Genomic DNA, 24615 nt, shown 5'->3' with positions numbered 1-24615 from the left:
TTAGAAAGAATTTCATGGAGAAAAATATGAACTACCGCCTGATTGGGCTGGCTTTTGCAACCGTGCTGTTAGTAGGCTGCGCCAGTAGCTCGCCGGATCAAATGGAGCAGGGCCGCTCCGATCCACTAGAAGGTTTTAACCGGGCAATGTTCAATTTCAACTATGAGGTTCTTGACCCTTATGTCGTGCGCCCGGTTGCCGTCGTTTGGCGCGATTACGTGCCACAGCCAGCACGTAATGGCATGAGTAACTTCCTCGGTAACCTTGAAGAGCCGGCCAGCATGGTCAACAGCTTCCTGGTGGGTGACCCCTATAACGCCATGAAGCACTTTAACCGTTTCTTCCTGAACACAATTCTGGGGATGGGGGGGCTGATTGATGTCGCCGGTATGGCGAACCCGAAACTGGCGAAGAAAGTGCCGAACCGCTTTGGTAGTACGTTGGGCCATTATGATGTCGGTTACGGTCCCTACGTGGTATTACCGGGCTATGGCAGTTTCACTATTCGCGAGGATGGCGGTAATGCGGTGGATTACGTCTATCCGGTGCTGAGCTATCTGACCTTCTGGATGTCGGCCGGTAAATGGATGGTCGAAGGGATTGAAACCCGTGCGCAACTGCTGGATTCTGACGGCTTGCTGCGTAACTCTTCCGATCCTTACCTGATGATGCGCGAAGCTTACTTCCAACGTAATGATTTCCTGGCAAATGGCGGGCAGTTGAAACCCGAAGTTAACTCGAATGCTCAGGCCATTGAGGGTGATCTGGAAAGTATCGACTCCGCGAACTGATCGATTCAGCCAATGGATAGTGGCGAAATGTAGAATATAAAAAAAGCGCCGAGAGGCGCTTTTTTGTATCTACTATGTATATACACAAGCTAACGATGTATACTCATCGTAGATACAGAAAGTGCAGGAGGTGATTATGCGTACTCAAGCCACATTGCAAAAATGGGGTAATAGTGTTGCATTACGTTTATCAGGAAATTTGAAAACCATCCCAAATTTTGAGGTCGGTGATACTGTCGATATTGATATCAGCGAACAGGGATTAGTCATACAAAAAGTAGCCATAAAGCCGCTAACCGAAGAGAGCTTACTGGCCGGGCTGACTGAATATACAGCACATGCGGATGAACGGGTTGATCCCACGGAGAGGGAGTTTGATTATTAATGTATATACCAAAGCGCGGTGATATTTGTTGGTTGGATTTTGAGCCCACTAAAGGTAAAGAGATTGGCAAATATCGCCCCGCATTAATTCTTTCACATGAAACTTATAATCGCCTCACGGGGTTGGTGATGTGTTGCCCCGTCAGTAGCAGTGTGCGCGGTTCTCCTACTGAAGTACCTGTGACTAATCTGGACACCCCCTGCGTGGTGGCAACGACACTAATCCAAACGTTTGATTGGCGTCAGCGCAAAGCCAAGTTTGTCATTGAATCTGAAACTGGTCTATATGATGAGGTGTTAGCAAGGCTCATTCCGCTGATTGGTGGCGAGCATCTGATAGCTTAACCTACTGTAAATAAATATAAAAAAAGCGCCGAGAGGCGCTTTTTTGTGGGCAACAACCTGCCAATGACTGCTTATTAGAATGCGTAGTTAAAGTTCACACCGTACAGCAGTGCGGTGCCTTTAGAGTCAAACTCGTATGGCACACTACCCAGTGCGGCTGGTGTCTTTTCAGTGATATGCACGTTCTGACCATGCATATAGGAAATACCAACATCAACTGAAGCATCTTTGTTGAATGCATAGGTGGTACCGGCACTGATCCAGAAACGGTCTTGGTCTGGAATCGAGATGGTACGGTTATCTGCCGGAACCGGGCTATCATCGAAGGCAATACCGGTACGGAAGGTCCAGTTATCATCGTAATAATAGGTGGTACCCAACGCGATACGGTAAGCGTCTTTGAAGCCTTCTTGCTTATCAAACAGTGTCTGGCCGCTGGTGCCAGTGGCTTTCAACTCTTTGAATTGGCTCCAACTGGTATAGGCTAAACTATAGTGAACAGCCCATTGTGGTGCGACGCGGTTATAGCCAGACACTTCCCACACTTCTGGCAGATTCAGGGTTAATGCGCCAGGGATCACAGCACCACCGGTGCCTCTCGGTGGTGGTAATTGGCTGCTGAAATCGCCATCAAAGTCGATTTTCACTTTAGAGCGATAGGTGAAGCTGTAGCGGTTTTCTTTATCCACCTCATACAGAACACCCGCATTCCAGCCATAACCCCACTCTTTACCTTCCATGCGGGTAATTTCTGTTTTGGCTGGTATGGTTGGGCCGCCAAGTTCACCGATATGACGCACAATCTTCGCATCGGCATAAACCGCATTAAAGCCCAGACCAAAACTGAAGTTTTCGTTTAAACGATAAGCCGCTGCCAAGTTTAAGTTAGCGGTTTTCAGATCAGTCTGACCACCCAGAGAACCGGCAGCATAGTCATCATTGAATTCAGTTGCTAAACCGTAGTTTGAGGTACCAGAGGCACCAATAGCCCATTGCTCATTTAGCGGCATAATAAAGTGGATATTTGGGATCCACTCTGATGGCGCGATGTTATTGGCATCAGTGCTTCTGCCCGTTACTGGTGATGTCCCACTGATGTTCACATCAGGATCAACATAAACGAAGCCACCAGAGAAGGAAGGACGGTCGAATAGCGTCATTGCGGCGGGGTTGCGGCTACCAACAGATGCGTTGTCGGCAACAGCGCCTTCACCAGAGAAAGAGCGGCCCAATGCAGCAGCTGAATATTCATTCAGTTGGAAACCCGCCGCAGAAACGTTCGAAGAGATGATTGCTACTGCAGCTGCCAGAGCTGATCGGGTAAACAGGTTTTTCTGGTTCATGACCAAAACCTCATTGTTTTAATTAATGTTACATACCGTAACAAGAGAATGCGGGATTGTAGGGTCCGTTTTCGGTCAGACAAAGCAGACCAGTGGCTGAAGTATAGGTCTGACCTGTGTGCATGTTGCAAGTATGTTTTAGGATTTGTTCAAAATTGATCGCAAAAAATAGACGTAGTTAACATAAAACTTACAATTCAGTATCAATAAACACGCTATTGATGAGCAAATAAACAAAACGACTGTGATATCCATCACTTAATAGACCTATAAACAGTAAGTCCTAGTGCCTTCGGGTCTGGGGTAGTAAAATGACGGTAGAGTGATTTTTTTGCGCTAGGTCTTATTTGCTTCGCGCTAACCGCTACTTGCGCTAACTGATAGGCAATTTGCACCTATTTTGAAATGTCCGTTGAGGAGAATTGAAGATGTCAGATGCAAACGATCGTCCAATAAAAAACCTTTGTAGTGCCGAAGAGACTGCGGCTTGTTGCTGTGTAGATGTTGGCACTGTAATGGACAATACTGACTGTACTGCATCCTACAGCTGTGTATTTGATAACCGCACTGAAGCAGAAGCCATGCTGAAAACGCTGACTGAAAAAGCGCGTGCGGTTGAGTCCGATCCTTGCCTGATTGAGCATAAGCTGGAAGAAACTGAAGGCGGCGTGCGCTTAACCATCGATTTCACTTTTGCCTGCCAGGCCGAAACCATGATTTTCCAGCTGGGTCTGCGTTAATTTACGCTACGCAGCCTAAGCAATTCATCATCCAACGCGGAGCTTTTTGCTTCGCGTTTTGTTTTGTGTGATTTGCTGCGTGAATTCGTTGCATTAGGCCCATCACTTCAACTGATCTAACCCCACCCTCGACTCTTCCCGCGACGTTTTTACGTCAAAAAGTTGCTCCTGCTCTCACTTTCCTGCTCTATAGGTTTACCAAATGTAAATGTTTGGTTAACAATCATTAGATCAGGTCAGACCTGTTATTTGTTATGCTTTAATAACAGCCACTTTTATTTATCAGGAGCCTTTATGAGTAAGCCATTACCGCTAGTGACGCGTCAGGGAGATCGTATTGCCATCGTAAGTGGCCTACGGACCCCTTTTGCCAAGCAGGCCACTGCTTACCATGGCGTGCCAGCTGTCGACTTGGGCAAAATTGTGGTCAGTGAATTGCTGGCGCGAAGTGGCGTGGCTCCTGAGTTAATCGACCAACTGGTGTTCGGCCAAGTGGTACAAATGCCAGAAGCGCCAAACATTGCACGCGAAATTGTATTGGGGACGGGCATGAGTGTGCATACCGATGCCTACAGCGTCTCACGCGCCTGCGCGACTAGCTTTCAGGCGGTAGCGAATGTGGCGGAAAGCATTATTGCCGGTTCAGTAACAGTGGCGATAGCCGGGGGGGCAGACTCCTCTTCTGTGCTGCCCATTGGTGTCAGCAAAGCACTGGCGCGTACTTTGGTTGACGTCAACAAAGCACGAACTTTAGCTCAGCGGCTAAAATTGTTCAGTCGATTAAAATTACGCGATCTCTTGCCAGTGGCCCCCGCCGTGGCCGAATACTCAACCGGTTTACGCATGGGGGATACTGCCGAGCAGATGGCAAAAACCTATGGTATCAGCCGCGAAGATCAGGATGCGTTGGCGCTGCGATCTCACCAAATGGCGGCGCAAGCCTGGCAACAGGGGCTATTACAGGATGAGGTGATGACGGCCTACATTCCGCCTTACCGTGATGCCATTGCCGAAGATAACAATATCCGCAAAGACTCCACGTTGGCGCAATACGCCAAATTACGTCCGGCGTTTGACCGCAAGCACGGCAGTGTTACGGCGGCGAATAGCACACCACTGACTGACGGTGCGGCGGCGGTCATGATGATGAGTGAATCGAAAGCCAAAGCGCTGGGGCTGCAGCCATTGGGTTATCTGCGCAGTTTTGCTTTTTCCGCGATTGATGTTTGGCAAGACATGCTGTTAGGCCCCTCCTATGCAACGCCGTTGGCGCTAGATCGCGCCGGGATCACACTGGCAGATTTGACCCTGATTGATATGCACGAAGCCTTTGCCGCACAAACCTTGGCTAACCTTAAAATGTTCGCCAGTGATACCTTCGCGCGTGAAAAACTGGGTCGCAGTCAGGCGATTGGCGAAGTCGATATGAGCAAATTCAACGTATTGGGTGGCTCGATAGCTTACGGTCACCCCTTTGCGGCAACTGGCGCTCGCATGATTACCCAAACACTCAATGAGTTGCGCCGCCGTGGTGGCGGGCTAGGGCTAACCACCGCCTGTGCTGCTGGCGGGCTGGGTGCCGCGATGATTTTGGAGGTGGAGTAATGAGCAAGGAAAAGGCACTTAACTCAGTTGCTGAGCCGATCGTCGTCGATACTGCGACCGCGACTCCCTCGGTATTTAGTCTCGCTGTTCGGCCTGACAATATCGGTGTAATCACCATTGATGTTATTGGCGACAAAGTGAATACCTTAAAGGCTGAATTTGCAGAGCAAATTGCCGATATACTGCAAAAAGCGCAGGCTTTACCCCACTTACAGGGGCTGGTGATTATTTCTGGCAAACCAGACTCTTTTATTGCAGGCGCTGATATCACCATGATTGCAGCTTGCCGTAGCGCGCAAGATGCTCGGAAATTGGCCCAAAAAGGGCAATCAATTTTGGCGCAAATTGCCGCATTCCCCGTACCGGTGGTGGCGGCTATCCACGGCGCTTGTCTCGGCGGTGGCTTGGAGTTGGCGCTGGCGTGCCATAGCCGCATCTGCTCGCTGGACGATAAAACGGTGCTCGGTCTACCAGAGGTACAACTGGGCCTGTTGCCCGGCTCCGGTGGTACACAACGCTTGCCGCGTCTGGTGGGGGTCAGTAAAGCGCTGGATATGATATTGACCGGCAGACAGGTTCGCGCCCGTCAGGCAGTTAAAATGGGGTTGGTGGATGATGCTGTGCCACAAGATATCTTGCTGGATGTAGCTATCGAAAGGGCCAAAGCTGGCTGGCTCGACAAACCGGTAGTGCCTTGGCAAGAGCGTCTGCTCAGTGGCCCGTTAGGTAAGACATTGCTGTTTAACATTGTTCGCAAGAAAACGCTGGCGAAGACCAAAGGCCACTATCCGGCGGCTGAACGTATCATTGATGTAGTGCGTAAGGGGCTGGATCACGGCAGTGCCAGTGGTTATGAGGCTGAAGCCACCGCGTTTGGCGAACTGGCGATGTCACCTCAATCCGCCGCATTGCGCAGCCTATTTTTTGCCACCACATCACTGAAAAAAGAGACCGGTGGTGACGCGCAACCCCGTGCTATTCATCGTGTCGGGGTGTTGGGGGGCGGTCTGATGGGGGGCGGCATCGCTAACGTCACGGCAACCCGTGCCGGTTTGCCCGTGCGCATCAAAGATATCAATCCGCAGGGAATTAATCAGGCGCTGAAATATACCTGGGACGCCTTAGGTAAGCGGGTGCGCAGTAAACGGATGCGCCCAGCGGAGCGGCAACGGCAGATGATGCTGATTTCCGGCAGCACGGATTACCGCGGCTTTGATACGGTTGATCTGGTGATTGAAGCCGTATTTGAAGACTTATCCTTGAAACAACAAATGGTTGCAGATATCGAGCGTTTCGGCGCTGCGCACACTATTTTTGCCTCCAATACCTCGTCATTACCGATAAGCCAAATTGCCGCTCAGGCGCAGCGGCCAGAGCAGGTTATCGGCCTGCACTACTTTAGCCCTGTCGATAAAATGCCACTGGTGGAAGTGATCCCCCATGCAAAAACCAGCGAAGAGACTATCGCTACCACCGTCGCTTTAGCCCGCAAACAGGGGAAAACCGCCATTGTGGTGGCTGATCGCGCCGGGTTCTATGTAAACCGCATTTTGGCTCCGTATATCAATGAGGCGGCTCGTTGCTTGCTCGATGGTGAGCCTATCGACTCTATCGACAGCTCACTGGTCGATTTTGGCTTCCCGGTTGGCCCCATTACGCTGCTGGATGAAGTCGGCATTGATGTCGGCACCAAAATCATGCCGATTCTGGTTGAGCAATTAGGGCCACGTTTTGCCGCGCCGCCATCCTTTGACGTTATTTTGCAGGATGGACGTAAAGGGCGCAAAAATGGCCGTGGATTTTATTTATATCCAACCCAGAGTCGTGGCCTTAAGTGGAAACGAAACCCAGGTAAGCAAGTTGATGCCAGTGTTTATGTTTTACTTGGCGTTACACCTAAAGCCCATCTTGGATCTGCGGTAATCGCGCAACGCTGCACCATGATGATGCTGAATGAGGCCGTCCGCTGTCTGGATGAGTCGATTATTCGTAACCCACGGGATGGTGATATTGGTGCGGTGTTCGGTATTGGTTTCCCGCCATTCCTCGGCGGGCCTTTCCGCTATCTGGATAGTCTGGGCGCAGATAAGGTGGTGAAAACCCTTAGATTGCTGGCACAGCAATACGGCGAGCGCTTTGAGCCTTGCCCGTTGCTGGTGACGATGGCTGAGCAACAGCAGCGGTTTTACCCAGATGAAAACAGTGAAAATGTGGCGTCGGACAACGCCCCTATTTAGAGTGTGAGCAGGATCACTCCCTGCAATTCTTGCGGATAAGGTGGCTGTACACTGGGGGCAACCCGCGCTACCTTAAGCCAGAATCACGTGAAGTGACTATTCGTGCCAAAATGAATTAATCGCTATTTATTGGCAGGTAGTGGAGTTTGGATTAAGCTGTTGATATGGTTATTATGTAACCATTCAGGGGTGGCTGCCGGGATGTCCGGTGTGAAAACAGCCATTTTCTTTACTTTAAGTTTCAGGCAAAATGCCCGGCCGCCATAGAGAGACGGCGCGTTATCGTTATGAAGTTTCTTTACTCTCGGGTAAAGGTTTCGGCGGTACAGCACGCAAAGCGTTTCTGTATAGCGTTATTTTGTTAACAAAAACGGTGCAATATGCAAGTTTTCATTATGCGTCACGGTGACGCGGCGCTTGACGCAGCAAGTGATGCGCTAAGGCCTCTAACTCTGTGTGGTCAGGATGAATCACGTCAGATAGCAAGCTGGCTAAACGAGCAATCGGTCGATATCGATCAGATTCTGGTGAGCCCTTATTTGCGCGCTGAGCAGACATTGGAAGTGGTACGAGGGGTCATGCCTCTACCGGCAGAGCAGGAAGTGATGCCAGAATTAACGCCAGGCGGGGATGCGGCTTTCATCTGTTGCTATTTACAAGCGCTGGCGAAGGAAGATCACGCAGCGGTGCTGGTTATCTCGCATTTACCACTGGTGGGCTATCTGGTAGCTGAACTTTGTCCGGGGCAATGTCCACCCATGTTTGCGACCTCGGCAATTGCGTGTGTCTCGCTGAATGGCGAAACCGGGAAGGGCACCTTTGACTGGCAAGTCAGTCCGACACAATTGCTGGCGAAAGCTTGCCACGGCTAAGATGATTGTTTGTATCTCGGTCACTATCGAGATAAATAAAGGGCGCAATATTAAGATATTGCGCCCTTTGCCGTTTTACAGCGGTGTCGTCAATTGTGACAAAGTACGAGGAGTCGTTATCTGCTCGGGGGAGTTTGCAGAAACAACGCTTTCTGCTTTTGCACCGAACGAAGCTATTGCGTCGGGCATCAAGAGATCTTCTTGGCCCTGAGGCTCACTGGCTACTTGCTTATTCTTTATCGATTCGGATGGTCTTGGGAACCTGAATGGCATCAGGGAGAGGCCTGATTCCCGTTGAGTTTTTGGGAACTTGGGGGTCGTCAGGTTTGGGGCTGGTTTGTTTTGGGGCTTTGTGAACCTGAATGGCATCAGGGATAGGCCTGATTCCCGCTGAGTCGTTGTCGATATATTTTCCTGACTATGAATTATCATATCATTACCTTTTTTTTTGGTTAAAAACAAACCAAGGCTATCTATTGCAACCTAAACGACAGTGCGCTAGTCAGGTGATTTAAGTTTTTTGGGGGTACTTGAGTCACATTTTTTGATAATGCATTCGCACTTAACCATCCCACCTTTTGATTATTCAGCCAACTCAATCAACACCAACAATGCGGCAGTCCCACCCCACTCTTTAGGGGCTTGATGGAACGCCAGCACATCGGGATGTTGTGCCAACCATAGGGGCGTTTGCTGCTTAAGGACATGCTTGCCATGACCATGCATAACGCAGGCGCAGTGCACATGTTCGCGTTTGCAGGCGGCAATCAGTGCGCCCAGCTCTTGCTTGGCCTGTTTCTGGGTTAAACCGTGTAGATCCAAAAACATATCGGGCGAGTAATCGCCACGGCGCAATTTTTTCACTTCAAAATGATCGACACCTGGCCGCACATAGCGTGTCGGGCCTTCCATATCGAGCTGCGGCTGGAATTCATCAGAGAAATAATAGCTAGCATCAACCTGCTCTTGGAGTAATCGCTCAGGGGCGATTTTTTTACCCAATTTAGGTGGCTCACGGTGGAGGATCGTGTCTTGCTTCAGCTTCTTAGCTCCCACAATCGACTCTTTAAAGAGCTGTAATTCATCAGGCGTCAGGTGATATTTGTTTTTCATTATTGGTTCATTAGCATGTTTCAATTGTTCTCAGTTTACCTGTTGATGGTCATCTGTCTAAATAAATGTCTTTACCCTTCGTCCTTGAAGCCGCAGGGCGTCGCTGCGTTCACTCACCCGAATCACTGACTAATGTAAGCTCATCGGGATGAGCTCGCTGGCTGCCTACCTGCAACTCCAATGACTTTGGGTAAATGTAAAATGAATGACTTTAATACGTTCTTCATTATTCGGTTATCATTCACCTGATCTATTGCTGCTGATTTGTCGCGGGCTTCATGGCAAACTAGGGGCATAGATAATGATATTACGCACGAGTTGGAGATAACCTTGGACAAGATTTTCGTCGATGAAGCAGTAAATGAGCTGCACACCATTCAAGATATGCTGCGCTGGGCAGTCAGCCGGTTTAATGCGGCCAATATTTTTTATGGTCACGGTACTGATAATCCGTGGGACGAAGCGGTGCAACTGGTTTTCCCAAGCCTGTTTTTACCGATTGATACGCCAGAAGATATGCGCAGCGCGCGCCTGACTTCCAGCGAGCGTCATCGCATTGTTGAGCGGGTTATCCGTCGGGTGAATGAACGTATTCCGGTGGCTTATCTCACCAATAAAGCTTGGTTCTGTGACATGGAATATTACGTTGATGAGCGTGTGCTGGTGCCTCGCTCACCTATCGGTGAGTTGATCAATAACCGCTTTGATGGGCTGATCCGCCATCAACCTAAGCATATTCTCGATATGTGTACTGGCAGCGGCTGTATCGCCATTGCTTGCGCTTATGCTTTCCCGGAAGCAGAAGTGGATGCAGTGGATATCTCCAATGACGTATTGGCGGTGACTGAGCACAATATTGAGCAGCACTCAATGGAGCATCAGGTCACGCCGATTCGCTCTGATCTGTTCCGTGATTTACCGCCGATCAAATATGACTTGATTGTCACCAACCCGCCTTATGTCGATGCCGAAGATATGGCCGACTTGCCACAGGAGTTCCGCTTCGAACCTGAACTGGGGCTGGCTGCGGGCAGCGATGGCCTGAAACTGGCCCGCCGAATTCTGGCCTGTGCGCCAGACTTCTTGCAAGATGATGGCGTGCTGATTTGCGAAGTGGGCAACAGCATGGTGCATTTGATGGATCAATATCCGGATGTGCCGTTTACTTGGCTGGAATTTGATAATGGTGGTGATGGTGTCTTTATGCTGACCAAACAGCAACTGATTGACTGCGCGCCACATTTTAGTATGTATCGCGATTAATCCATCGCCACTGATAGCATCTGCCAGCGCGATAATATCGGGCTGGCAGATTGATTATAAGTGACTTATTTATCACGAAAGGGTAAGGAGCCGTGATGGCTGGGAACAGTATTGGGCAGTTTTTCCGCGTCACCACTTTTGGTGAGTCTCACGGCATCGCCTTGGGGTGTATTATTGATGGCGTGCCGCCGGGCATTCCCATCACCGAAGCCGATATTCAGTTGGATCTCGATCGGCGGCGTCCTGGCACCTCACGCTATACCACTCAACGCCGCGAGCCGGATGAAGTGCGTATTTTATCTGGCGTGTTCGAGGGACTAACCACTGGGACCAGTATCGGGTTGATGATAGAGAATACGGATCAGCGTTCGCAAGATTACAGCGCGATTAAAGATGTGTTCCGCCCAGGCCACGCTGACTACACCTACGAACAGAAATACGGTGTGCGTGATTACCGTGGTGGCGGCCGCTCTTCTGCCCGTGAAACCGCGATGCGCGTTGCTGCCGGTGCCATTGCTAAAAAATATCTGGCGCAAAAATTCGGTGTGCAGGTGCGTGGCTATCTGGCCCAAATAGGTGATATCAGTTGTGATTTGATTGATTGGGATTTGGTCGAGCAGAATCCTTTCTTCTGTCCAGACGCCAGTAAATTAGAGCCGCTGGATGCGCTGATGCGCGAGCTGAAAAAAGCGGGCGACTCGATTGGTGCCAAAATCACTGTCGTGGCTGAACATGTCCCCGTCGGTTTGGGCGAGCCGGTATTTGATCGTCTAGATGCCGATCTGGCCCATGCACTGATGAGCATCAATGCAGTAAAAGGGGTGGAAATTGGCGATGGTTTTGCGGTAGTCACCAAGCGTGGCAGTGAAAATCGCGATGAAATCACGCCGCAAGGTTTCCAGAGCAACCATGCGGGCGGCATTCTGGGCGGCATCAGCAGCGGTCAACCGGTCGTGGCGCATATCGCTCTGAAACCTACGTCCAGCATTATGGTTCCGGGGCAAACCATTAACCGGCAGGGTGAAGCGGTTGAGATGGTCACTCGTGGTCGCCATGACCCTTGTGTCGGCATCCGCGCTGTCCCTATTGCTGAAGCGATGATGGCAATTGTGTTAATGGATCATCTGCTGCGCCAGCGTGCACAGTGTGGTGATGTGATTTCAGACGTTCCACGCTGGTAGGCACAATGAACAAATGGATTGCGAGTGCTGTGGCACTTGCGGGTATAGCCATGCTGGGTGCAACCGCCCCAGTTATGGCCGCGACGCCGTGGCAACAGATTGTGAATCCAGTGGCGGGATCGCCGCAGTCGATTGGAGGTTTTGCCAATGGCTGCGTGATTGGTGCCATGCCTTTGCCGCTACAATCGGCAGATTATCAGGTAATGCGCCCAGATCAGCGTCGCTATTTCGGTCATCCCGATTTACTGAATTTCATCCACCGACTGAGTACCAAAGCTGAGCAAAATCGGTTAGGTACGGTGTTGATTGGTGATATGGCGATGCCCGCCGGTGGGCGTTTTAGCAGCGGTCATGCCAGCCATCAGTCCGGTCTGGACGTCGATATCTGGTTACAACTGCCACAACAGCGCTGGAGCCAACAGCAATTGCTGAAGCCGCAACCGATTGATTTAGTTGCTGCTGACGGTAAACGAGTGGTGTCGGCACTCTGGCAGCCACAAGTTGAAAGCTTGATTAAGCTCGCCGCTAACGACAGCGAAGTGACACGCATTTTCGTCAATCCGGCGATTAAAAAGCAGCTTTGTCTGGATGCGGGCACGGATCGCAATTGGCTGCATAAAGTGCGTCCGTGGTTTGGTCATCGTGCCCATATGCATGTGCGCTTACGTTGCCCGGCTAATAGCCTGGAGTGCCTGGATCAAGACACGCCGCCAGCAGGTGATGGCTGCGGTGCCGAGCTTGAGAGCTGGTTCCAGCCTCATCAGCCCAGTGCTAAACCGGGTAAAACCTTACCACCGCCATTACCGCCTTCCTGTCAGGCGTTGCTGGATAACCATTTCGCTGCGGAATAAATCATGGATTGGTTTACCCTTGGTCCTGCGGTTCTGGGGATATTGTTTGTTGTTGCGCTCTTGGCCGGATTTATTGATTCCATCGCGGGGGGAGGCGGTTTGCTCACTGTCCCGGCACTGCTGGCGGTGGGGTTGCCTCCCGCGCAGGTGCTGGCAACTAACAAACTGCAATCTGTTGGCGGGTCGTTCTCCGCCAGCCTCTATTTTATCCGCCGTGGCGCGGTTAATCTAAAAGATCAAAAGCTGACCATTGCACTCACTGTGGTGGGTTCGATGCTGGGTGCGATTTTGGTTCAGCATATGCGGGCAGATATTCTGCGGCAAATATTGCCGTTGTTGGTGATCGGTATCGGCGTCTATTTTCTGGTGACGCCCAAACTGGGTGAAATTGACCAACAACGCCGCTTATCTCCGCTGCCCTTTGCCTTGATAGCGGGTGGTGGCGTCGGTTTTTATGACGGTTTCTTTGGCCCCGGTGCCGGTTCTTTCTATGCGCTGGCCTTTGTCACCTTGTGCGGCTTCAATCTGGCGAAATCCACCGCCCATGCCAAAGTCCTTAATTTCACCTCTAATTTGGGAAGCCTGATTTTCTTTATTGTCGGCGGCAAAGTGGTGTGGAGTATCGGGCTGGTAATGCTGGTTGGGCAAGTGCTGGGTGCGCGTCTGGGGGCGCATATGGTATTGACCAAGGGGCAGAAATTAATTCGGCCAATGATTGTCGTGGTGTCATTCGTTATGAGCTGCAAGCTGCTGTATGACAGCCACGGTACCGAGATCTCCTCCTGGCTGGGATTACACGTTTTCGCATAACTTAAGGTATCCACTCTCAGGGCAACCTGTAGGTCACTATCGATACCGATTTTACGGACTCAAGCATGACGCACCATTATCAGCAGTTGATCGACGTTTTTAATGCCAGTTTTAGCGGCCCCTTTAATACCCAATTGGTCAAGGGTGACGATGAACCTATCTACCTGCCCGCCGACGATGAAATCCCTTACCATCGGGTCGTTTTCGCCCATGGCTATTACGCCAGCGCGATGCATGAAATCTCCCATTGGTGTATTGCCGGCGAAGAGCGTCGCAAGCTGGTGGATTTTGGTTATTGGTACTGCCCAGACGGACGCGATGCGTTAACCCAGAGCCAGTTTGAAGCGGTAGAGATCAAACCGCAGGCGCTGGAGTGGATGTTTTGTGTGGCGGCCGGTTTCCCTTTCAATGTCAGTTGCGACAATCTGGAAGGAGATTGCGAGCCGGATCGCATAACATTCCAGCGTAAGGTGCGTGAACAGGTGCTATGGCATCTGGAAAACGGAATATCCCCACGACCTGCGGGCTTTATTCAGGCGCTACAATCGTTTTACAATACGCCGCCGCTGGCTCCAGAATTTTTTCCCTATCCGGAAGATTTAGCTTAATAACAGATTGATATAATTAGGATAAGAGTGATGATCGCAGAATTTGAAACACACATCTTGGCGCAGATAGATGACATGGTAGAGCACGCCAGCGATGATGATTTATTTGCCGGTGGTTACCTGCGCGGTCATCTGACGTTGGCTGTGGCTGAGTCGGAAGAGTTCGGTGAGCACACCGCTGAGCAGCTACATGCCCGCGTGCAAGCCAGTCTGGAAAAAGCCATCAAAGCCGGTGAGCTCTCCCCACCGGATCAGGTTTTGGTGCTGGGGTTATGGGATCGTTTGCTGGAACAGGCCCAAAATCCCCTTCGTCCTTGAAGCCGCAGGGGGTTAGCGGCGACTCCAATGACTTCGGGGGTTGAAGCGGCAGGGGTTAACGATGTTGCACCGGTCTGCCTTTCAGTAATTTTCGAATCCAGAAGCGGTTAGGATTCAGCGCCGCCAATGTCGGCGCATCTAATGGTAGAGGCTCGCCAAATATCTGTGCTGCCAGAATTTCAGCCACCAGCGGCGCACTGCACAAACCACGCGATCCCAATGCCCCCACCATAAATAACTCAGGCCACACTGGTGCAGGGGCTATTTCATCACCGCGCTGAATCTTGCGCGGCAAATCCTGATATTGTGCCAGGGTGGCGGCGTAATCCGGCACGGCACCCACCATCGGTAAATGGTCACGGATAGCACAGCGCACCCCGCAGCGGGCCTGATTATCACTGATATCAACCTGCTGCGGCCAACTCACCTGCGGCAGGCAGCGTAATAGCCGATCCCGATTCTCATGTTGTTCCTCAGCCCGAAAATCAGTGGCAATATCGCCTCGCTGATAACTGGCACCGATACAGTGGTGCTGATTGGCGGGATTCACTGGCGTGAGGTAGCCGTCATAGCACAGCACTTGTCGTAACTGGCTGAGTACCGGTGTGGTGGGAATGTGTGATACCTGCCCGCGCACGACAGAGAGTGGCAGATGGCGGGTTTGTTCCCACTCAGGCAAGCGGTGGCCGGTGGCCAAGATCACGGAGGCATGCTGCTTGGCGGCTTGCTCAGCAAAGGTTAGCTGCCACTGTCCGTCAATGTGCACTAACTGCTGCAACTCATGCTGATAATGGCAAACCATACCATTTTGTTGCGCCAGCGCCATGAGGGCGGTAGTCAGATCTGATGGGCAGAGCCAGCCACCGGCGGGATAGTGTATGCCATCATGAGCGCAATCTAATCCGGCCAGTGCACTGAGCTGTTCGCGGCTCATGCCTTGGGCGAGGAACTCCGGCCACAGGGTTTGTAGCATCTTATCAATCTTGCCACGACTTTTTTCATCAAACGCCAATTGGCTGACACCGCACCACTGGTGATCAAACTGGATACCTTGCTCAATCAATTGGTCATATTGGCGGCGCGCGAAGGTAAATGCGCTGGTGAAAAAGCTTTCCAGTGCATCATTTTTGCCATTCAGCAGCGGGTAGATAGCCCCTTGCCGATTACCCGATGCGCCCTGTGCAGGTCGTGCATCGGCACAATAAAGTGTGACCTTCGCCCCACGACGCTGCAAGGCCAATGCGGTCAATGCACTGACAATCCCACCACCGATAATCGCAATATCATCACAACGGGCCGCAGAGGGGCGGTGGTACCAAGGGGCGGATGGCACATCGAGACTTTGCGGTAAGGTCCCCGTCAGCATTTCACGTTTCTGCCCGAAACCTTTCACTTTAACCACATCAAAACCGGCCTGTTGCAGCCCTCGGCGGACAAATCCGGCGGCGGTAAAGGTCGAAAAAGTCCCCCCGACCCTTGCCATGCGCGCCATTGCACTGAACAGGGTGTCATTCCACATATCGGGATTTTTGGCGGGGGCGAAGCCATCGAGGAACCAAGCATCCACCTGATGATTCAGGCTAGCATCCAGCAGTGGCAGCAGCGTATTAACATCGCCAAACCACAAATCCAGCGTGATAGCCCCCTCAGCCAGCAAAATACGATGACAGCCCGCAAGGGGCAGGGGCCATTGTGCTCGCAACTGTTCGGCAAAAGTGGCCAATTCCGGCCAGCGACCATGGGCAGCGGCTAAATCGGCAACTTGAAGGGGGTATTTTTCGAAGCTGATATAGTGCAAACGCTGGAGTTTGGCGGTAGGATTTTGCTGCTTAAATTGGGCAAAATCGCGCCACAATGTCAGAAAATTCAATCCAGTGCCAAAGCCCGTTTCAGCAAAAATGCAGTTATCCCGCGGATGTTGCTCGAAACGTGCCGGAAAACCGTTTCCCTTAAGAAAAACGTGGTGTGTCTCTTCCAGCCCATCTTCATTGGAAAAATAGATGTCACCAAACTGTTCCGATACAGGTGTACCCTGTTCATTCCAGCTTAAGGTTGCAGTTTGGATTGGCGCTTGGCTCACGTTAAAAGACTCGTATCTCAAGGGGTAGGGCGATTCTAACTATGTGACCCACCGCGTGCAAATTGTAAAATTATCTGGCTATATTACGCTGATCGGACTTGTTCGGCGTACAACTGTACGCTAAAGTGCGTTGCAAAATCCCGAATGTAAAATATGTGGAAGAGGTATTGAATGAAGCGTGCAGTAATTACTGGCTTGGGTATTGTCTCCAGCATTGGTAACAACCAGCAGGAAGTTCTGGCATCTTTGCAGGAAGGCCGCTCTGGCATTACTTTCGCTCAGGAATTTAAAGACGCAGGTATGCGCAGCCATGTGTGGGGCGATGTAAAACTCAACCCTGAGACAATTACAGATAATATCGACCGTAAGGTGCTGCGCTTTATGAGCGACGCCTCGATCTATGCTTACCTGGCGATGAAACAAGCGGTTGAAGACTCTGGCTTGACTGAAGATCAAGTCTCAAATTTCCGCAGCGGGCTGGTTGTCGGTTCCGGCGGGGGTTCACCACGTAACCAAGTTGCTGGTTCTGATGGTATGCGCGCAAAAGGCTTGCGAGGCGTAGGCCCATACATGGTGACTAAAGCCATGGCGTCTGGTGTCTCTGCATGTCTGGCAACCCCTTTTAAAATCAAAGGCGTAAACTACTCTATCAGCTCAGCTTGTGCGACCTCAGCACACTGTATTGGCCATGCGCTGGAGTTGATCCAACTGGGCAAACAGGATGTGGTGTTTGCTGGCGGCGGTGAAGAACTGTGCTGGGAAATGTCCTGCGAGTTCGACGCCATGGGTGCATTGTCGACCAAATACAATGAAACGCCGACCAAAGCATCCCGTACTTACGATCAAGACCGTGATGGTTTCGTGATTGCAGGCGGTGGTGGCATGGTGGTGGTTGAAGAGCTGGAACATGCTCTGGCCCGTGGCGCGCACATTTATGCTGAAATTGTTGGCTACGGTGCTACCTCTGACGGTGCCGATATGGTTGCACCATCGGGTGAAGGCGCGGTTCGCTGCATGCAGATGGCAATGGAAGGTGTTGATACGCCAATCGACTACATGAACGTACACGGCACTTCTACACCGGTTGGTGATGTGAAAGAGCTGGGCGCGATCCGTGAAGTATTTGGTGATAACACGCCAGCTATCTCCTCAACCAAAGCAATGACCGGCCACTCTCTGGGTGCGGCAGGTGTACATGAAGCTATCTTCAGCCTGTTGATGGTTGAGCACGGTTTTATCGCGCCAAGTATCAATATTGAAAATCTGGATGAGCAAGCGGCAGGGATGAATATCATCACTGAACCGACTCAACGTGAACTGACAACCGTGATGTCTAATAGCTTCGGTTTCGGTGGGACTAACGCCACCTTAGTCATGCGTAAATACCAGAAATAAGGCTAGCCGTAGATATTTCTACTGGTTTATCCCGAATAATAAGGCCCGCGAGAGATCGCGGGCTTTTTTATTCGCTATAAAATAAACGCTATGCAATAAAAATAGTGTAATCATCAGATATTCATGTCTTTTTTGTTAATTCCCTCTTTTTGTATAAAAGAATGGGGGTTGATCACTTGTTATTCATAAAAACATCTTATACTAAATAACTAAAGCAGATAACAGTATAGAAAGTAGGTGATTGAATATTAACGTATTAGCTTAAATTTCATCTATTTTTAATCTGTTTTTATTTACCTAAAGTCAAATTTAACGTTAAAAACCCCTTGCCTACCTAAAAACGTTAATTCACAATATTAGAACAATAATTAAACAAGCTTATTTTTTGCCTTTTAATTTACCAACACAGCAGGGTAGTTCAATGAGCCACAATCAAAGTGATCAGAAGTTGAAGATTGCAGATTTAAACGAGCGCGTTGTTCACGAAATACTGGAAGTAATAAGTGATGGTATCTGGGATTGGAACGCAAACAATGGATTTGTTTACCGTAATTCTGGCTGGTATGAAATGCTGGGCTATCCTGCTCATGCGTTTGAAAATACAGTACATACTTGGGAGAAAATTATCCATCCGGATGATTTTGACCGAGTTATGTTTCAGTTCGATGCCTATATTAATAATCAGTCCGAAAGATACCAGATAGAATATCGCTGCCTAACCCATGATGGTGGCTATATCTGGATTGAAGATCGCGGCAAAGTGATTGAACGTAATCGCGATGGTTCGGTATCAAGGATGATAGGGGCCCACCGTAATATTCATGATAAAAAACATCGCCTTGAAAAGTTAGAACTCAAGAATAAAACGCTGGAAGCATTAGTTGAGGAGCGAACAGCAGAGTTACGCAAAACCAATGACCAACTTCAGCAGCAATTAGATATCAAAAAAAGTCTTTCTGAAACGGATGTATTAACCTCAGCCGCCAATCGCTATTTACTGGAGAAAGTACTGAAGCATGAATATAACCGTGCTAAGCGATTTAGTCAGCCGTTATCATTGCTTTCGCTGGATTTAGATAATTTCAAATTTATTAATGACCAATACGGCCATTCAGTCGGGGATTTAACCCTGACACACATTGTTGATGTGATTAGGAATAATATTAGAGAAATTGACGTTTTGGGCCGTTGGGGGGGCGATGAGTTTATGATTGTCTTGCCGAACACGCAATTAAACGAGGCTAAAACTATTGCTGAGGAGATCAGGCAGCTCATAGAGGTCATGCCGGTGGACGGTAATATTCATGTGACCATGAGTTTAGGCGTCGTCGAGTTGGCGCAAAATGAAGCTCAAGAACAATTATTAATCCGTGCGGATAAAATGCTTTATAACGCCAAGGCCGCAGGAAAAAATGCCATTAGAGGCTGATATTTTCGTGCTTGCCGTTATTGTCTTGCCGCCACAGCAATGGCCAATAGCATTGGCGTTAATAACGACTAGCGCTTCAGCGCATACTCAGCAGCGGCTTTGGCATGGATTGCAGTGGTATCAAATACCGGCACACTGGCATCTTGCTCATTCACCAACAATGTAATCTCAGTGCAACCAAAGATAATGCCTTGCACACCTTGTTGCTCTAATTTACCCATAATTCGGCGATAGGCTTGGCGCGAGTTGTCATTAATCACCCCCAGACACAGCTCTTCATAAATAATGCGGTTTATGATTTCACGGTCAGCACTGTCTGGCGTAATCACCTCAATATAGTGTTTTTCAGTTAACCGCCCACGATAGAAATCTTGCTCCATGGTATAGCGAGTGCCTAATAAACCTATTTTATGGATACCTTGCTGCTTAATTTGTGCGGCAGTGGCATCGGCAATATGCAATAACGGCAGCCCACTGGCGGCTTCAATATCATCGGCCACTTTATGCATGGTATTTGTGCATACCACCACCACCTCAGCCCCTGCGAGTTTTAATGATACGGCAGCATCAGACAGCACTTTTGCGGCTGTCTGCCAGTCACCTTTAGCTTGCAACTGTTCAATTTCATGAAAATCCACACTGTAGAGAATAATTTTGGCGCTGTGCAATCCGCCTAATTGCTCTTTAACCTGCTGATTAATCATCCGGTAATAAGGAATGGTCGACTCCCAACTCATCCCACCAATAAGGCCCAAAATTTTCATCGTTATCTTCCTGTTAGTGTCGGTTGCGAGCAATTGGCAAAACTGTGATATGACTCCGCCTTTGCTAATTATCTCTGTCTATCATGTTGTTTGTAACAAAACTGTAGCAATCGGAAAAGTCGATTAACTCTTATACCATCAACTGGATGACGGAGCTTGGGATGATAAAAATAAAGACGGCATATACCCTGACCTTATTAGCGATACTCTTACCTGCTTCAACCTACGTCGTGGCACAGAATAAAAGCGATAATTATAAACTTGAGCAAGTGTTAGTGATGAGCCGCCATGGAATACGTGCACCGTTGGTGAATTATGGCGATATGCTCTCCAGTGCGACACCGGATAAATGGCCGCAGTGGAGTACTCCGGGTGGCTATTTGACACCGAAAGGGGCAGAGATCGAGGCGATATTGGGTGGTTATTTCCGCCTGTGGTTAGCCGATGCCAAATTACTGAAAGCCACCGGATGCCCTGTTGACGCCTCTGTATTTACTTACGCCAACAGTTTGCCAAGAACTATTGGCACGGCGCAGCATTTCTTATTTGGTGCTTTCCCAGGTTGTAATGTGCCAGTGGCTCACCAAAAAGATATCGGCAAGATGGACCCCGTGTTTAATCCGATCATTACGCTGGATGTGACGCCAGAATTTAAAGAAAAAGCGCTGGCCTCCATTAATCAACATGCCGGTCCGGGTGGGGTAGAGGGCTTAAATCAGCGCTTACAACCGAATTACGAACTACTATCCCGCGTGTTGGATTATAAAAGTTCGCCAGCCTGTCTAGTGGATAAAAAATGTGACTGGAGCACCCAGCCGACCTCGATTGTTTTAGTGCAGAATAAAGAGCCGGGCATCACGGGGCCGCTGAAATTAGGCACCGGTGCTTCAGATGCCTTCATGCTGCAATATTACGAGGGTTTTCCGGCGAAAGATGTGGCTTGGGGGCGAATTCAATCACCAGAAGAGTGGCGCAAATTAATTGATATTAAAAACCTCTACCATGAGACGTTATTTGGTTCGCCTGCTATCGCGGATAACGCTGCCGAGAAATTGGTGAGTTTTATCAGTGCAGCCCTTGATCCCGCAGGCGAGAAAACGCCGAATGAATTAGCCGCGCAAAAAGCTAAATTGGCGGTATTGGTTGGTCATGACTCTAATATTGCGTCATTGCTGGCCGCTCTGAAAACTAAAGAGTATCAGCTGCCAGACCAATATGAGAAAACGCCCATCAGCGGCAAAGTGGTCTTTGAACGTTGGAAAGATATCAAACAGAATAAAGATATGATGAAGATTGAATATATCTATCTGTCCACTGAGCAAATTCGTAATAAAACGCCGCTGACCCTCCAGGCACCGCCAAAACGTGTGACATTGGAAATCAAAGGATGCCCGATTGATGCCAAAGGCTTCTGTTCAATGGATGATTTTAGAAAAGCGATAAAACACAACACGCAGATATAAATTGAGACTGCCGGTCATGAGTTTAATGGTCGGCAGCTGTTTTTGATGGAGGTTAGAATAGGGGCTGGCATAAAATGAGAGGCTGCGTTAACGTGACCTCTCTTTGTCAGCCCTGATTATTGATAGATTTTCTGATGACACTTTTCACTGCCACCCATCGTGCTGTATATACGGTTTTCAGACCTTTTTTGAAAGACCGCCTGCTACATATTTTATTGATTCTAGGAATAGGCTTAACAGCGCTAATGCCAGCGAAAATAACCGCCTTCCCGCAGTTTATTGACTGGACCACCATAGTGACGTTATTGGGATTAATGCTACTGACGAAGGGGGTTGAGGTCAGCGGCTATTTCGATTTTATCGGTCGGAAGATGATTAACACATTGCACACCGAACGACATTTGGCACTGTTTTTGGTTTCATCTGCGGCGCTGTTGTCATCCTTTCTCACCAATGATGTTGCGCTGTTTATCATTGTTCCACTGATTTTAACGTTGAAAAAAATATCGTCTCTGCCAGTATCCCGGCTGATTATTTTCTCTGCGCTGGCAGTGAATGCAGGCTCGCTATTAACGCCGATCGGCAACCCACAAAATATTCTATTATGGAGCCGCTCTGAACTGTCATTTATGGCTTTTACCCGCCAGATGGCACCTTTGGCTGTTGCGATTTTACTGACATTGCTGGCGGTAACCTGGTGGCGCTTCCCTGCACGCAAAATAAGTAAGCAGGCTTCCAGCCCCATCTATCCTTACCAGTTTCACTTGTTGCTCAGTTGTTTGGCGCTGTATGTGATTTTTATTATCTGCGTGGATCTGGGCAAGGCTGAATATGGGCTGCTTATTGTTTTTGCTGGCTTATTACTACTGGCACGGCGGGTTTTACTGGCAATTGATTGGAGCTTGATTGTGGTCTTTATGGCGATGTTTATCGATGTGCGCCTATTGACTGAATTACCTGCGTTGCAATCGTTGTTTGGGGAAATTAAAGCTCTATCTGCAACAACCGCTTATCTATTAGGCATCGGCCTATCCCAATTAATCAGTAATGTTCCCGCCACGATTTTATTGCTGAATTACCTGCCATCCAGTGCGCTGGTGGCTTATGCGGTGAATATTGGTGGTTTTGGTTTTGCCTTGGGGTCGATGGCAAATCTCATTGCGCTCAGAATGGCGGGTGAGCCGGCGATTTGGCTGAAATTTCACGCTTACTCGCTACCATTCTTATTATGGAGCGCGCTGGTGGGCTGGGGCTTATTAGTGTGGTGAACTGGGTATCGTCAGATAGGTGGCGCAGGCTGAAATAACCTGAGCCACTGTGGATGGCGCTTAAAGGAATATTGCCAGTAAAAAGACGATCACAATGGCCGCCGCGACAATAACCAGTGACGGCTTTTGCAGTATGGTTTGTAATGATTCCGGTAATGCGATAATCATCGGATTAATCACTGGCTGAAGCATTTTTTGATCTTCAGTTGAATATTGTACCGCGTTAGCCCGGTCTAGTCGGGCCGCAAACAGCACATTGATAATGTCGTTCAGCTGCGCTTGCGTCAGTGGCGTCGTGGGGCTGGCCTGAAAGCGATTCTGGCTGTAATCAATCAATAACTGCTGCTCCTGCGCAGTGGCAGGCTGTTTTAATGCGGTTTGCAGGTTAACCAGTGTCGGTGCTGTTTGTTGGCTAAGCACCACTTTGGTCTGCAAAAACTGGCTGAGTATCTGGAAATGGCGCGCTGGCAGCGGGTCACTGCTTTTCACCCCCACCATATCAAACAGCGCTTGCCATATTTTTGCTGGTTGTTCGCCAGTGGCGGCACTGAGTTTTACCACCAGTGATTGAATATTTTGCTGTTCCGCGGGTAACAGTGGCCGGTCCGTTATCGTGGTCAACTGTGGTTGCGGAATATTCAGCGTGCCGGATTGCAGCAGCACTAATACTTGCTGTAATTCTGAATGGCTTAACTGACTTAACACGGTGTGACCAAAGTTCTGGCGAATAAAGTCACTCACCGCCTGTCGATTGTTACCTTGAGGCAGCAGTTCAGTCAGTTGTTGGCGCAACTGATGATTGGCGTGATTTTCTTGTACCTGAGACAAGCGCGTTTGCAGTAGCTGCTCTGCGGGTTGGAAGTGGCGAGCGAGCAAATCACTGGTACTGCTAAGGGATAAATCGTGGCGCAGGGCAGCCCAGATCTCGGCGGATTTTATCGGGCTGAGGGCCATAATCCGCACAATCAGTTTTTCCAGCGTGGTGCGTTGAGCAGGGGTCAATGCCTGAGAGTCCACTTGGCCCTGATGGGTCATCTTAGTCGGTGCGACATTGCGATCACTGGCAAGGGGCGCACCTGGGCCGTTCAAAGGTTGCATATAACCGGTCCTTCGCTGTGGAGGCGATACTATGGAGAGTATAGGTATTAGCCAGCGATAGGTGCAGGCTGCCAATATGATACCTGTAAATGTGTCGGCTACATTACATTTTTTAAGTAAACGCCTTTGTCATTAATTGTAATCTTGAGTGATAGTTTAGGTTCAGACATTGATAATATTGATTATGCCGTTAAGATGAGCGCTCATCCTGCACGGGACTGATTTAACAATTTTTGAGATGAATCGCACGGATACAGGTTAAACACGGATAATGGTTAAAAGACAACGCGCTGCTAAGTGGTTCCTCTGTCTGGCTTGCCTGGTCATACTGGTTTGTATGACACAACGCATCGCCAGCCTGCACGCGTTGACGAAAAACCTCCTCCCGATATCAGCGTCACAAACCCTTGCTGACTTAAATGAAGCGCCAACCCCTTGCGAGCTGACTGCCAAGTCTCTCTTGGCCTCACCACCCGTGCTGTTCGAATTAGCCATTTTCTCTTTGGGTCTGTTACTGCTGCTGTTGATGCCGACCGCACCGACACGCATGCGATTCCCGCCGCCCAGAGCCATATCACCCAGTGGTTTAAGGGTGCATCTGCGATTATGTATTTTCCGAGAGTAGAGACGTTTTTGGCGTCATGACGGCAACGCAGT

Annotated in this window: 23 protein-coding genes; 18 read left to right on the top strand and 5 right to left on the bottom strand. The window is 49.5% G+C overall.

Annotated features, from left to right (window positions below; all coding sequences use genetic code 11):
* The first annotated feature begins 26 nt into the window (after positions 1-26).
* The 3 genes from mlaA (at position 27) to ACZ76_RS02800 (ending at position 1520) form a co-directional block, all read left to right on the top strand.
* Positions 27-791, top strand: coding sequence for a phospholipid-binding lipoprotein MlaA (mlaA, locus tag ACZ76_RS02810; RefSeq protein ID WP_072081056.1), 765 nt, complete (start codon positions 27-29; stop codon positions 789-791).
* Between the two features lie 136 nt (positions 792-927).
* Positions 928-1176, top strand: coding sequence for an AbrB/MazE/SpoVT family DNA-binding domain-containing protein (locus ACZ76_RS02805; RefSeq protein ID WP_048616621.1), 249 nt, complete (start codon positions 928-930; stop codon positions 1174-1176).
* Positions 1176-1520, top strand: coding sequence for a type II toxin-antitoxin system PemK/MazF family toxin (locus tag ACZ76_RS02800; RefSeq protein WP_048616620.1), 345 nt, complete (start codon positions 1176-1178; stop codon positions 1518-1520). The genes ACZ76_RS02805 and ACZ76_RS02800 overlap by 1 nt, the downstream gene beginning before the upstream one ends.
* 74 nt (positions 1521-1594) lie before the next feature.
* Here the strand turns inward: ACZ76_RS02800 and fadL are convergent, their stop codons facing one another.
* Entirely contained in the window at positions 1595-2863 is a 1269-nt protein-coding gene (gene fadL / locus ACZ76_RS02795; RefSeq protein ID WP_048616618.1) for a long-chain fatty acid transporter FadL, read from the bottom strand.
* A gap of 428 nt (positions 2864-3291) precedes the next feature.
* On the opposite strand from fadL, the gene ACZ76_RS02790 reads away from it, so the two are divergent.
* From ACZ76_RS02790 to sixA, 4 genes are all read left to right on the top strand, one after another.
* Positions 3292-3603, top strand: coding sequence for a YfcZ/YiiS family protein (locus tag ACZ76_RS02790; RefSeq protein ID WP_048616616.1), 312 nt, complete (start codon positions 3292-3294; stop codon positions 3601-3603).
* 294 nt (positions 3604-3897) lie between these two features.
* Positions 3898-5208 carry an acetyl-CoA C-acyltransferase FadI gene (gene fadI / locus ACZ76_RS02785; protein ID WP_048616614.1) on the top strand — a complete coding sequence of 437 codons (1311 nt, stop codon included), beginning with the start codon at positions 3898-3900 and terminating at the stop codon, positions 5206-5208.
* On the top strand, positions 5208-7445 hold the full coding sequence (gene fadJ / locus ACZ76_RS02780; protein ID WP_048616612.1) for a fatty acid oxidation complex subunit alpha FadJ: 2238 nt from the start codon (positions 5208-5210) through the stop codon (positions 7443-7445). Before fadI ends, fadJ begins: the two co-directional genes overlap by 1 nt.
* A 380-nt stretch (positions 7446-7825) precedes the next feature.
* A complete protein-coding gene (gene sixA, locus ACZ76_RS02775) occupies positions 7826-8317 on the top strand; it encodes a phosphohistidine phosphatase SixA (RefSeq protein WP_048616609.1) in 492 nt (163 codons plus the stop codon).
* A gap of 582 nt (positions 8318-8899) precedes the next feature.
* Here the strand turns inward: sixA and smrB are convergent.
* Positions 8900-9430: an endonuclease SmrB gene (gene smrB, locus ACZ76_RS02765; RefSeq protein ID WP_048616605.1), complete on the bottom strand. Its 531-nt coding sequence runs from the start codon at positions 9428-9430 to the stop codon at positions 8900-8902.
* Between the two features lie 330 nt (positions 9431-9760).
* Between smrB and prmB the strand changes: the two genes are divergently transcribed.
* From prmB to ACZ76_RS02735, 6 genes are all read left to right on the top strand, one after another.
* On the top strand, positions 9761-10693 hold the full coding sequence (gene prmB, locus ACZ76_RS02760; protein ID WP_048616603.1) for a 50S ribosomal protein L3 N(5)-glutamine methyltransferase: 933 nt from the start codon (positions 9761-9763) through the stop codon (positions 10691-10693).
* A 95-nt stretch (positions 10694-10788) separates the two neighbouring features.
* A complete protein-coding gene (aroC, locus tag ACZ76_RS02755; protein ID WP_004875309.1) occupies positions 10789-11874 on the top strand; it encodes a chorismate synthase in 1086 nt (361 codons plus the stop codon).
* A 5-nt stretch (positions 11875-11879) separates the two neighbouring features.
* Positions 11880-12725: a penicillin-insensitive murein endopeptidase gene (mepA, locus tag ACZ76_RS02750; RefSeq protein WP_048616600.1), complete on the top strand. Its 846-nt coding sequence runs from the start codon at positions 11880-11882 to the stop codon at positions 12723-12725.
* Positions 12726-12728: 3 nt separating this feature from the next.
* Entirely contained in the window at positions 12729-13535 is an 807-nt protein-coding gene (locus tag ACZ76_RS02745; protein WP_048616598.1) for a sulfite exporter TauE/SafE family protein, read from the top strand.
* A gap of 65 nt (positions 13536-13600) precedes the next feature.
* Positions 13601-14143, top strand: coding sequence for an elongation factor P hydroxylase (locus ACZ76_RS02740; protein WP_048616596.1), 543 nt, complete (start codon positions 13601-13603; stop codon positions 14141-14143).
* A gap of 30 nt (positions 14144-14173) precedes the next feature.
* On the top strand, positions 14174-14461 hold the full coding sequence (locus ACZ76_RS02735) for a YfcL family protein (protein WP_048616594.1): 288 nt from the start codon (positions 14174-14176) through the stop codon (positions 14459-14461).
* Between the two features lie 55 nt (positions 14462-14516).
* On the opposite strand, the gene mnmC is transcribed toward ACZ76_RS02735, so the two are convergent.
* Positions 14517-16541 (bottom strand): bifunctional tRNA (5-methylaminomethyl-2-thiouridine)(34)-methyltransferase MnmD/FAD-dependent 5-carboxymethylaminomethyl-2-thiouridine(34) oxidoreductase MnmC, encoded by a 2025-nt coding sequence (gene mnmC, locus ACZ76_RS02730; protein ID WP_048616592.1) that lies wholly within the window; start codon positions 16539-16541, stop codon positions 14517-14519.
* 171 nt (positions 16542-16712) lie between these two features.
* Between mnmC and fabB the strand changes: the two genes are divergently transcribed.
* Both fabB and ACZ76_RS02720 read left to right on the top strand, forming a co-directional pair.
* Positions 16713-17936, top strand: coding sequence for a beta-ketoacyl-ACP synthase I (gene fabB, locus ACZ76_RS02725; RefSeq protein ID WP_048616590.1), 1224 nt, complete (start codon positions 16713-16715; stop codon positions 17934-17936).
* A 421-nt stretch (positions 17937-18357) separates the two neighbouring features.
* Complete coding sequence (locus ACZ76_RS02720; protein WP_048616588.1) at positions 18358-19365, top strand: sensor domain-containing diguanylate cyclase; 1008 nt, start codon at positions 18358-18360, stop codon at positions 19363-19365.
* Positions 19366-19433: 68 nt separating this feature from the next.
* Here ACZ76_RS02720 and ACZ76_RS02715 read toward each other — a convergent pair whose 3' ends face one another.
* Positions 19434-20129 carry an aspartate/glutamate racemase family protein gene (locus ACZ76_RS02715; protein WP_048616585.1) on the bottom strand — a complete coding sequence of 232 codons (696 nt, stop codon included), beginning with the start codon at positions 20127-20129 and terminating at the stop codon, positions 19434-19436.
* 161 nt (positions 20130-20290) lie between these two features.
* Here ACZ76_RS02715 and agp point away from each other — a divergent pair, with 161 nt between their 5' ends.
* Together agp and ACZ76_RS02705 are read left to right on the top strand one after the other, a co-directional pair.
* Positions 20291-21592 carry a bifunctional glucose-1-phosphatase/inositol phosphatase gene (gene agp / locus ACZ76_RS02710; protein ID WP_048616583.1) on the top strand — a complete coding sequence of 434 codons (1302 nt, stop codon included), beginning with the start codon at positions 20291-20293 and terminating at the stop codon, positions 21590-21592.
* A gap of 134 nt (positions 21593-21726) precedes the next feature.
* A complete protein-coding gene (locus ACZ76_RS02705) occupies positions 21727-22860 on the top strand; it encodes an SLC13 family permease (protein ID WP_048616581.1) in 1134 nt (377 codons plus the stop codon).
* A gap of 60 nt (positions 22861-22920) precedes the next feature.
* Here ACZ76_RS02705 and flk read toward each other — a convergent pair whose 3' ends face one another.
* Positions 22921-23958 (bottom strand): flagella biosynthesis regulator Flk, encoded by a 1038-nt coding sequence (gene flk / locus ACZ76_RS02700; protein ID WP_048616579.1) that lies wholly within the window; start codon positions 23956-23958, stop codon positions 22921-22923.
* A gap of 271 nt (positions 23959-24229) precedes the next feature.
* Between flk and ACZ76_RS17905 the strand changes: the two genes are divergently transcribed.
* Entirely contained in the window at positions 24230-24583 is a 354-nt protein-coding gene (locus ACZ76_RS17905) for a hypothetical protein (protein WP_050126121.1), read from the top strand.
* Positions 24584-24615: the final 32 nt, after the last annotated feature.

It is taken from the genome of Yersinia aleksiciae (assembly GCF_001047675.1).
Lineage (GTDB): Bacteria > Pseudomonadota > Gammaproteobacteria > Enterobacterales > Enterobacteriaceae > Yersinia > Yersinia aleksiciae.
This window is presented reverse-complemented; position numbering and strand designations above follow the sequence as displayed.

Excerpts from the sequence above, each read along its gene's own strand:
- mlaA (WP_072081056.1), top strand. The coding sequence starts at position 27 with ATGAACTACCGCCTGATTGGGCTGGCTTTTGCAACCGTGCTGTTAGTA.
- ACZ76_RS02715 (WP_048616585.1), bottom strand. The coding sequence starts at position 20,129 with ATGAAAATTTTGGGCCTTATTGGTGGGATGAGTTGGGAGTCGACCATT.
- ACZ76_RS02720 (WP_048616588.1), top strand. The coding sequence starts at position 18,358 with ATGAGCCACAATCAAAGTGATCAGAAGTTGAAGATTGCAGATTTAAAC.
- sixA (WP_048616609.1), top strand. The coding sequence starts at position 7,826 with ATGCAAGTTTTCATTATGCGTCACGGTGACGCGGCGCTTGACGCAGCA.
- fadL (WP_048616618.1), bottom strand. The coding sequence starts at position 2,863 with ATGAACCAGAAAAACCTGTTTACCCGATCAGCTCTGGCAGCTGCAGTA.
- fadI (WP_048616614.1), top strand. The coding sequence starts at position 3,898 with ATGAGTAAGCCATTACCGCTAGTGACGCGTCAGGGAGATCGTATTGCC.
- fabB (WP_048616590.1), top strand. The coding sequence starts at position 16,713 with ATGAAGCGTGCAGTAATTACTGGCTTGGGTATTGTCTCCAGCATTGGT.
- ACZ76_RS02790 (WP_048616616.1), top strand. The coding sequence starts at position 3,292 with ATGTCAGATGCAAACGATCGTCCAATAAAAAACCTTTGTAGTGCCGAA.
- ACZ76_RS02805 (WP_048616621.1), top strand. The coding sequence starts at position 928 with ATGCGTACTCAAGCCACATTGCAAAAATGGGGTAATAGTGTTGCATTA.
- ACZ76_RS02800 (WP_048616620.1), top strand. The coding sequence starts at position 1,176 with ATGTATATACCAAAGCGCGGTGATATTTGTTGGTTGGATTTTGAGCCC.
- aroC (WP_004875309.1), top strand. The coding sequence starts at position 10,789 with ATGGCTGGGAACAGTATTGGGCAGTTTTTCCGCGTCACCACTTTTGGT.
- flk (WP_048616579.1), bottom strand. The coding sequence starts at position 23,958 with ATGCAACCTTTGAACGGCCCAGGTGCGCCCCTTGCCAGTGATCGCAAT.
- ACZ76_RS02745 (WP_048616598.1), top strand. The coding sequence starts at position 12,729 with ATGGATTGGTTTACCCTTGGTCCTGCGGTTCTGGGGATATTGTTTGTT.
- smrB (WP_048616605.1), bottom strand. The coding sequence starts at position 9,430 with ATGAAAAACAAATATCACCTGACGCCTGATGAATTACAGCTCTTTAAA.
- ACZ76_RS02740 (WP_048616596.1), top strand. The coding sequence starts at position 13,601 with ATGACGCACCATTATCAGCAGTTGATCGACGTTTTTAATGCCAGTTTT.
- ACZ76_RS17905 (WP_050126121.1), top strand. The coding sequence starts at position 24,230 with ATGGTTAAAAGACAACGCGCTGCTAAGTGGTTCCTCTGTCTGGCTTGC.
- fadJ (WP_048616612.1), top strand. The coding sequence starts at position 5,208 with ATGAGCAAGGAAAAGGCACTTAACTCAGTTGCTGAGCCGATCGTCGTC.
- ACZ76_RS02705 (WP_048616581.1), top strand. The coding sequence starts at position 21,727 with ATGACACTTTTCACTGCCACCCATCGTGCTGTATATACGGTTTTCAGA.
- agp (WP_048616583.1), top strand. The coding sequence starts at position 20,291 with ATGATAAAAATAAAGACGGCATATACCCTGACCTTATTAGCGATACTC.
- ACZ76_RS02735 (WP_048616594.1), top strand. The coding sequence starts at position 14,174 with ATGATCGCAGAATTTGAAACACACATCTTGGCGCAGATAGATGACATG.
- mepA (WP_048616600.1), top strand. The coding sequence starts at position 11,880 with ATGAACAAATGGATTGCGAGTGCTGTGGCACTTGCGGGTATAGCCATG.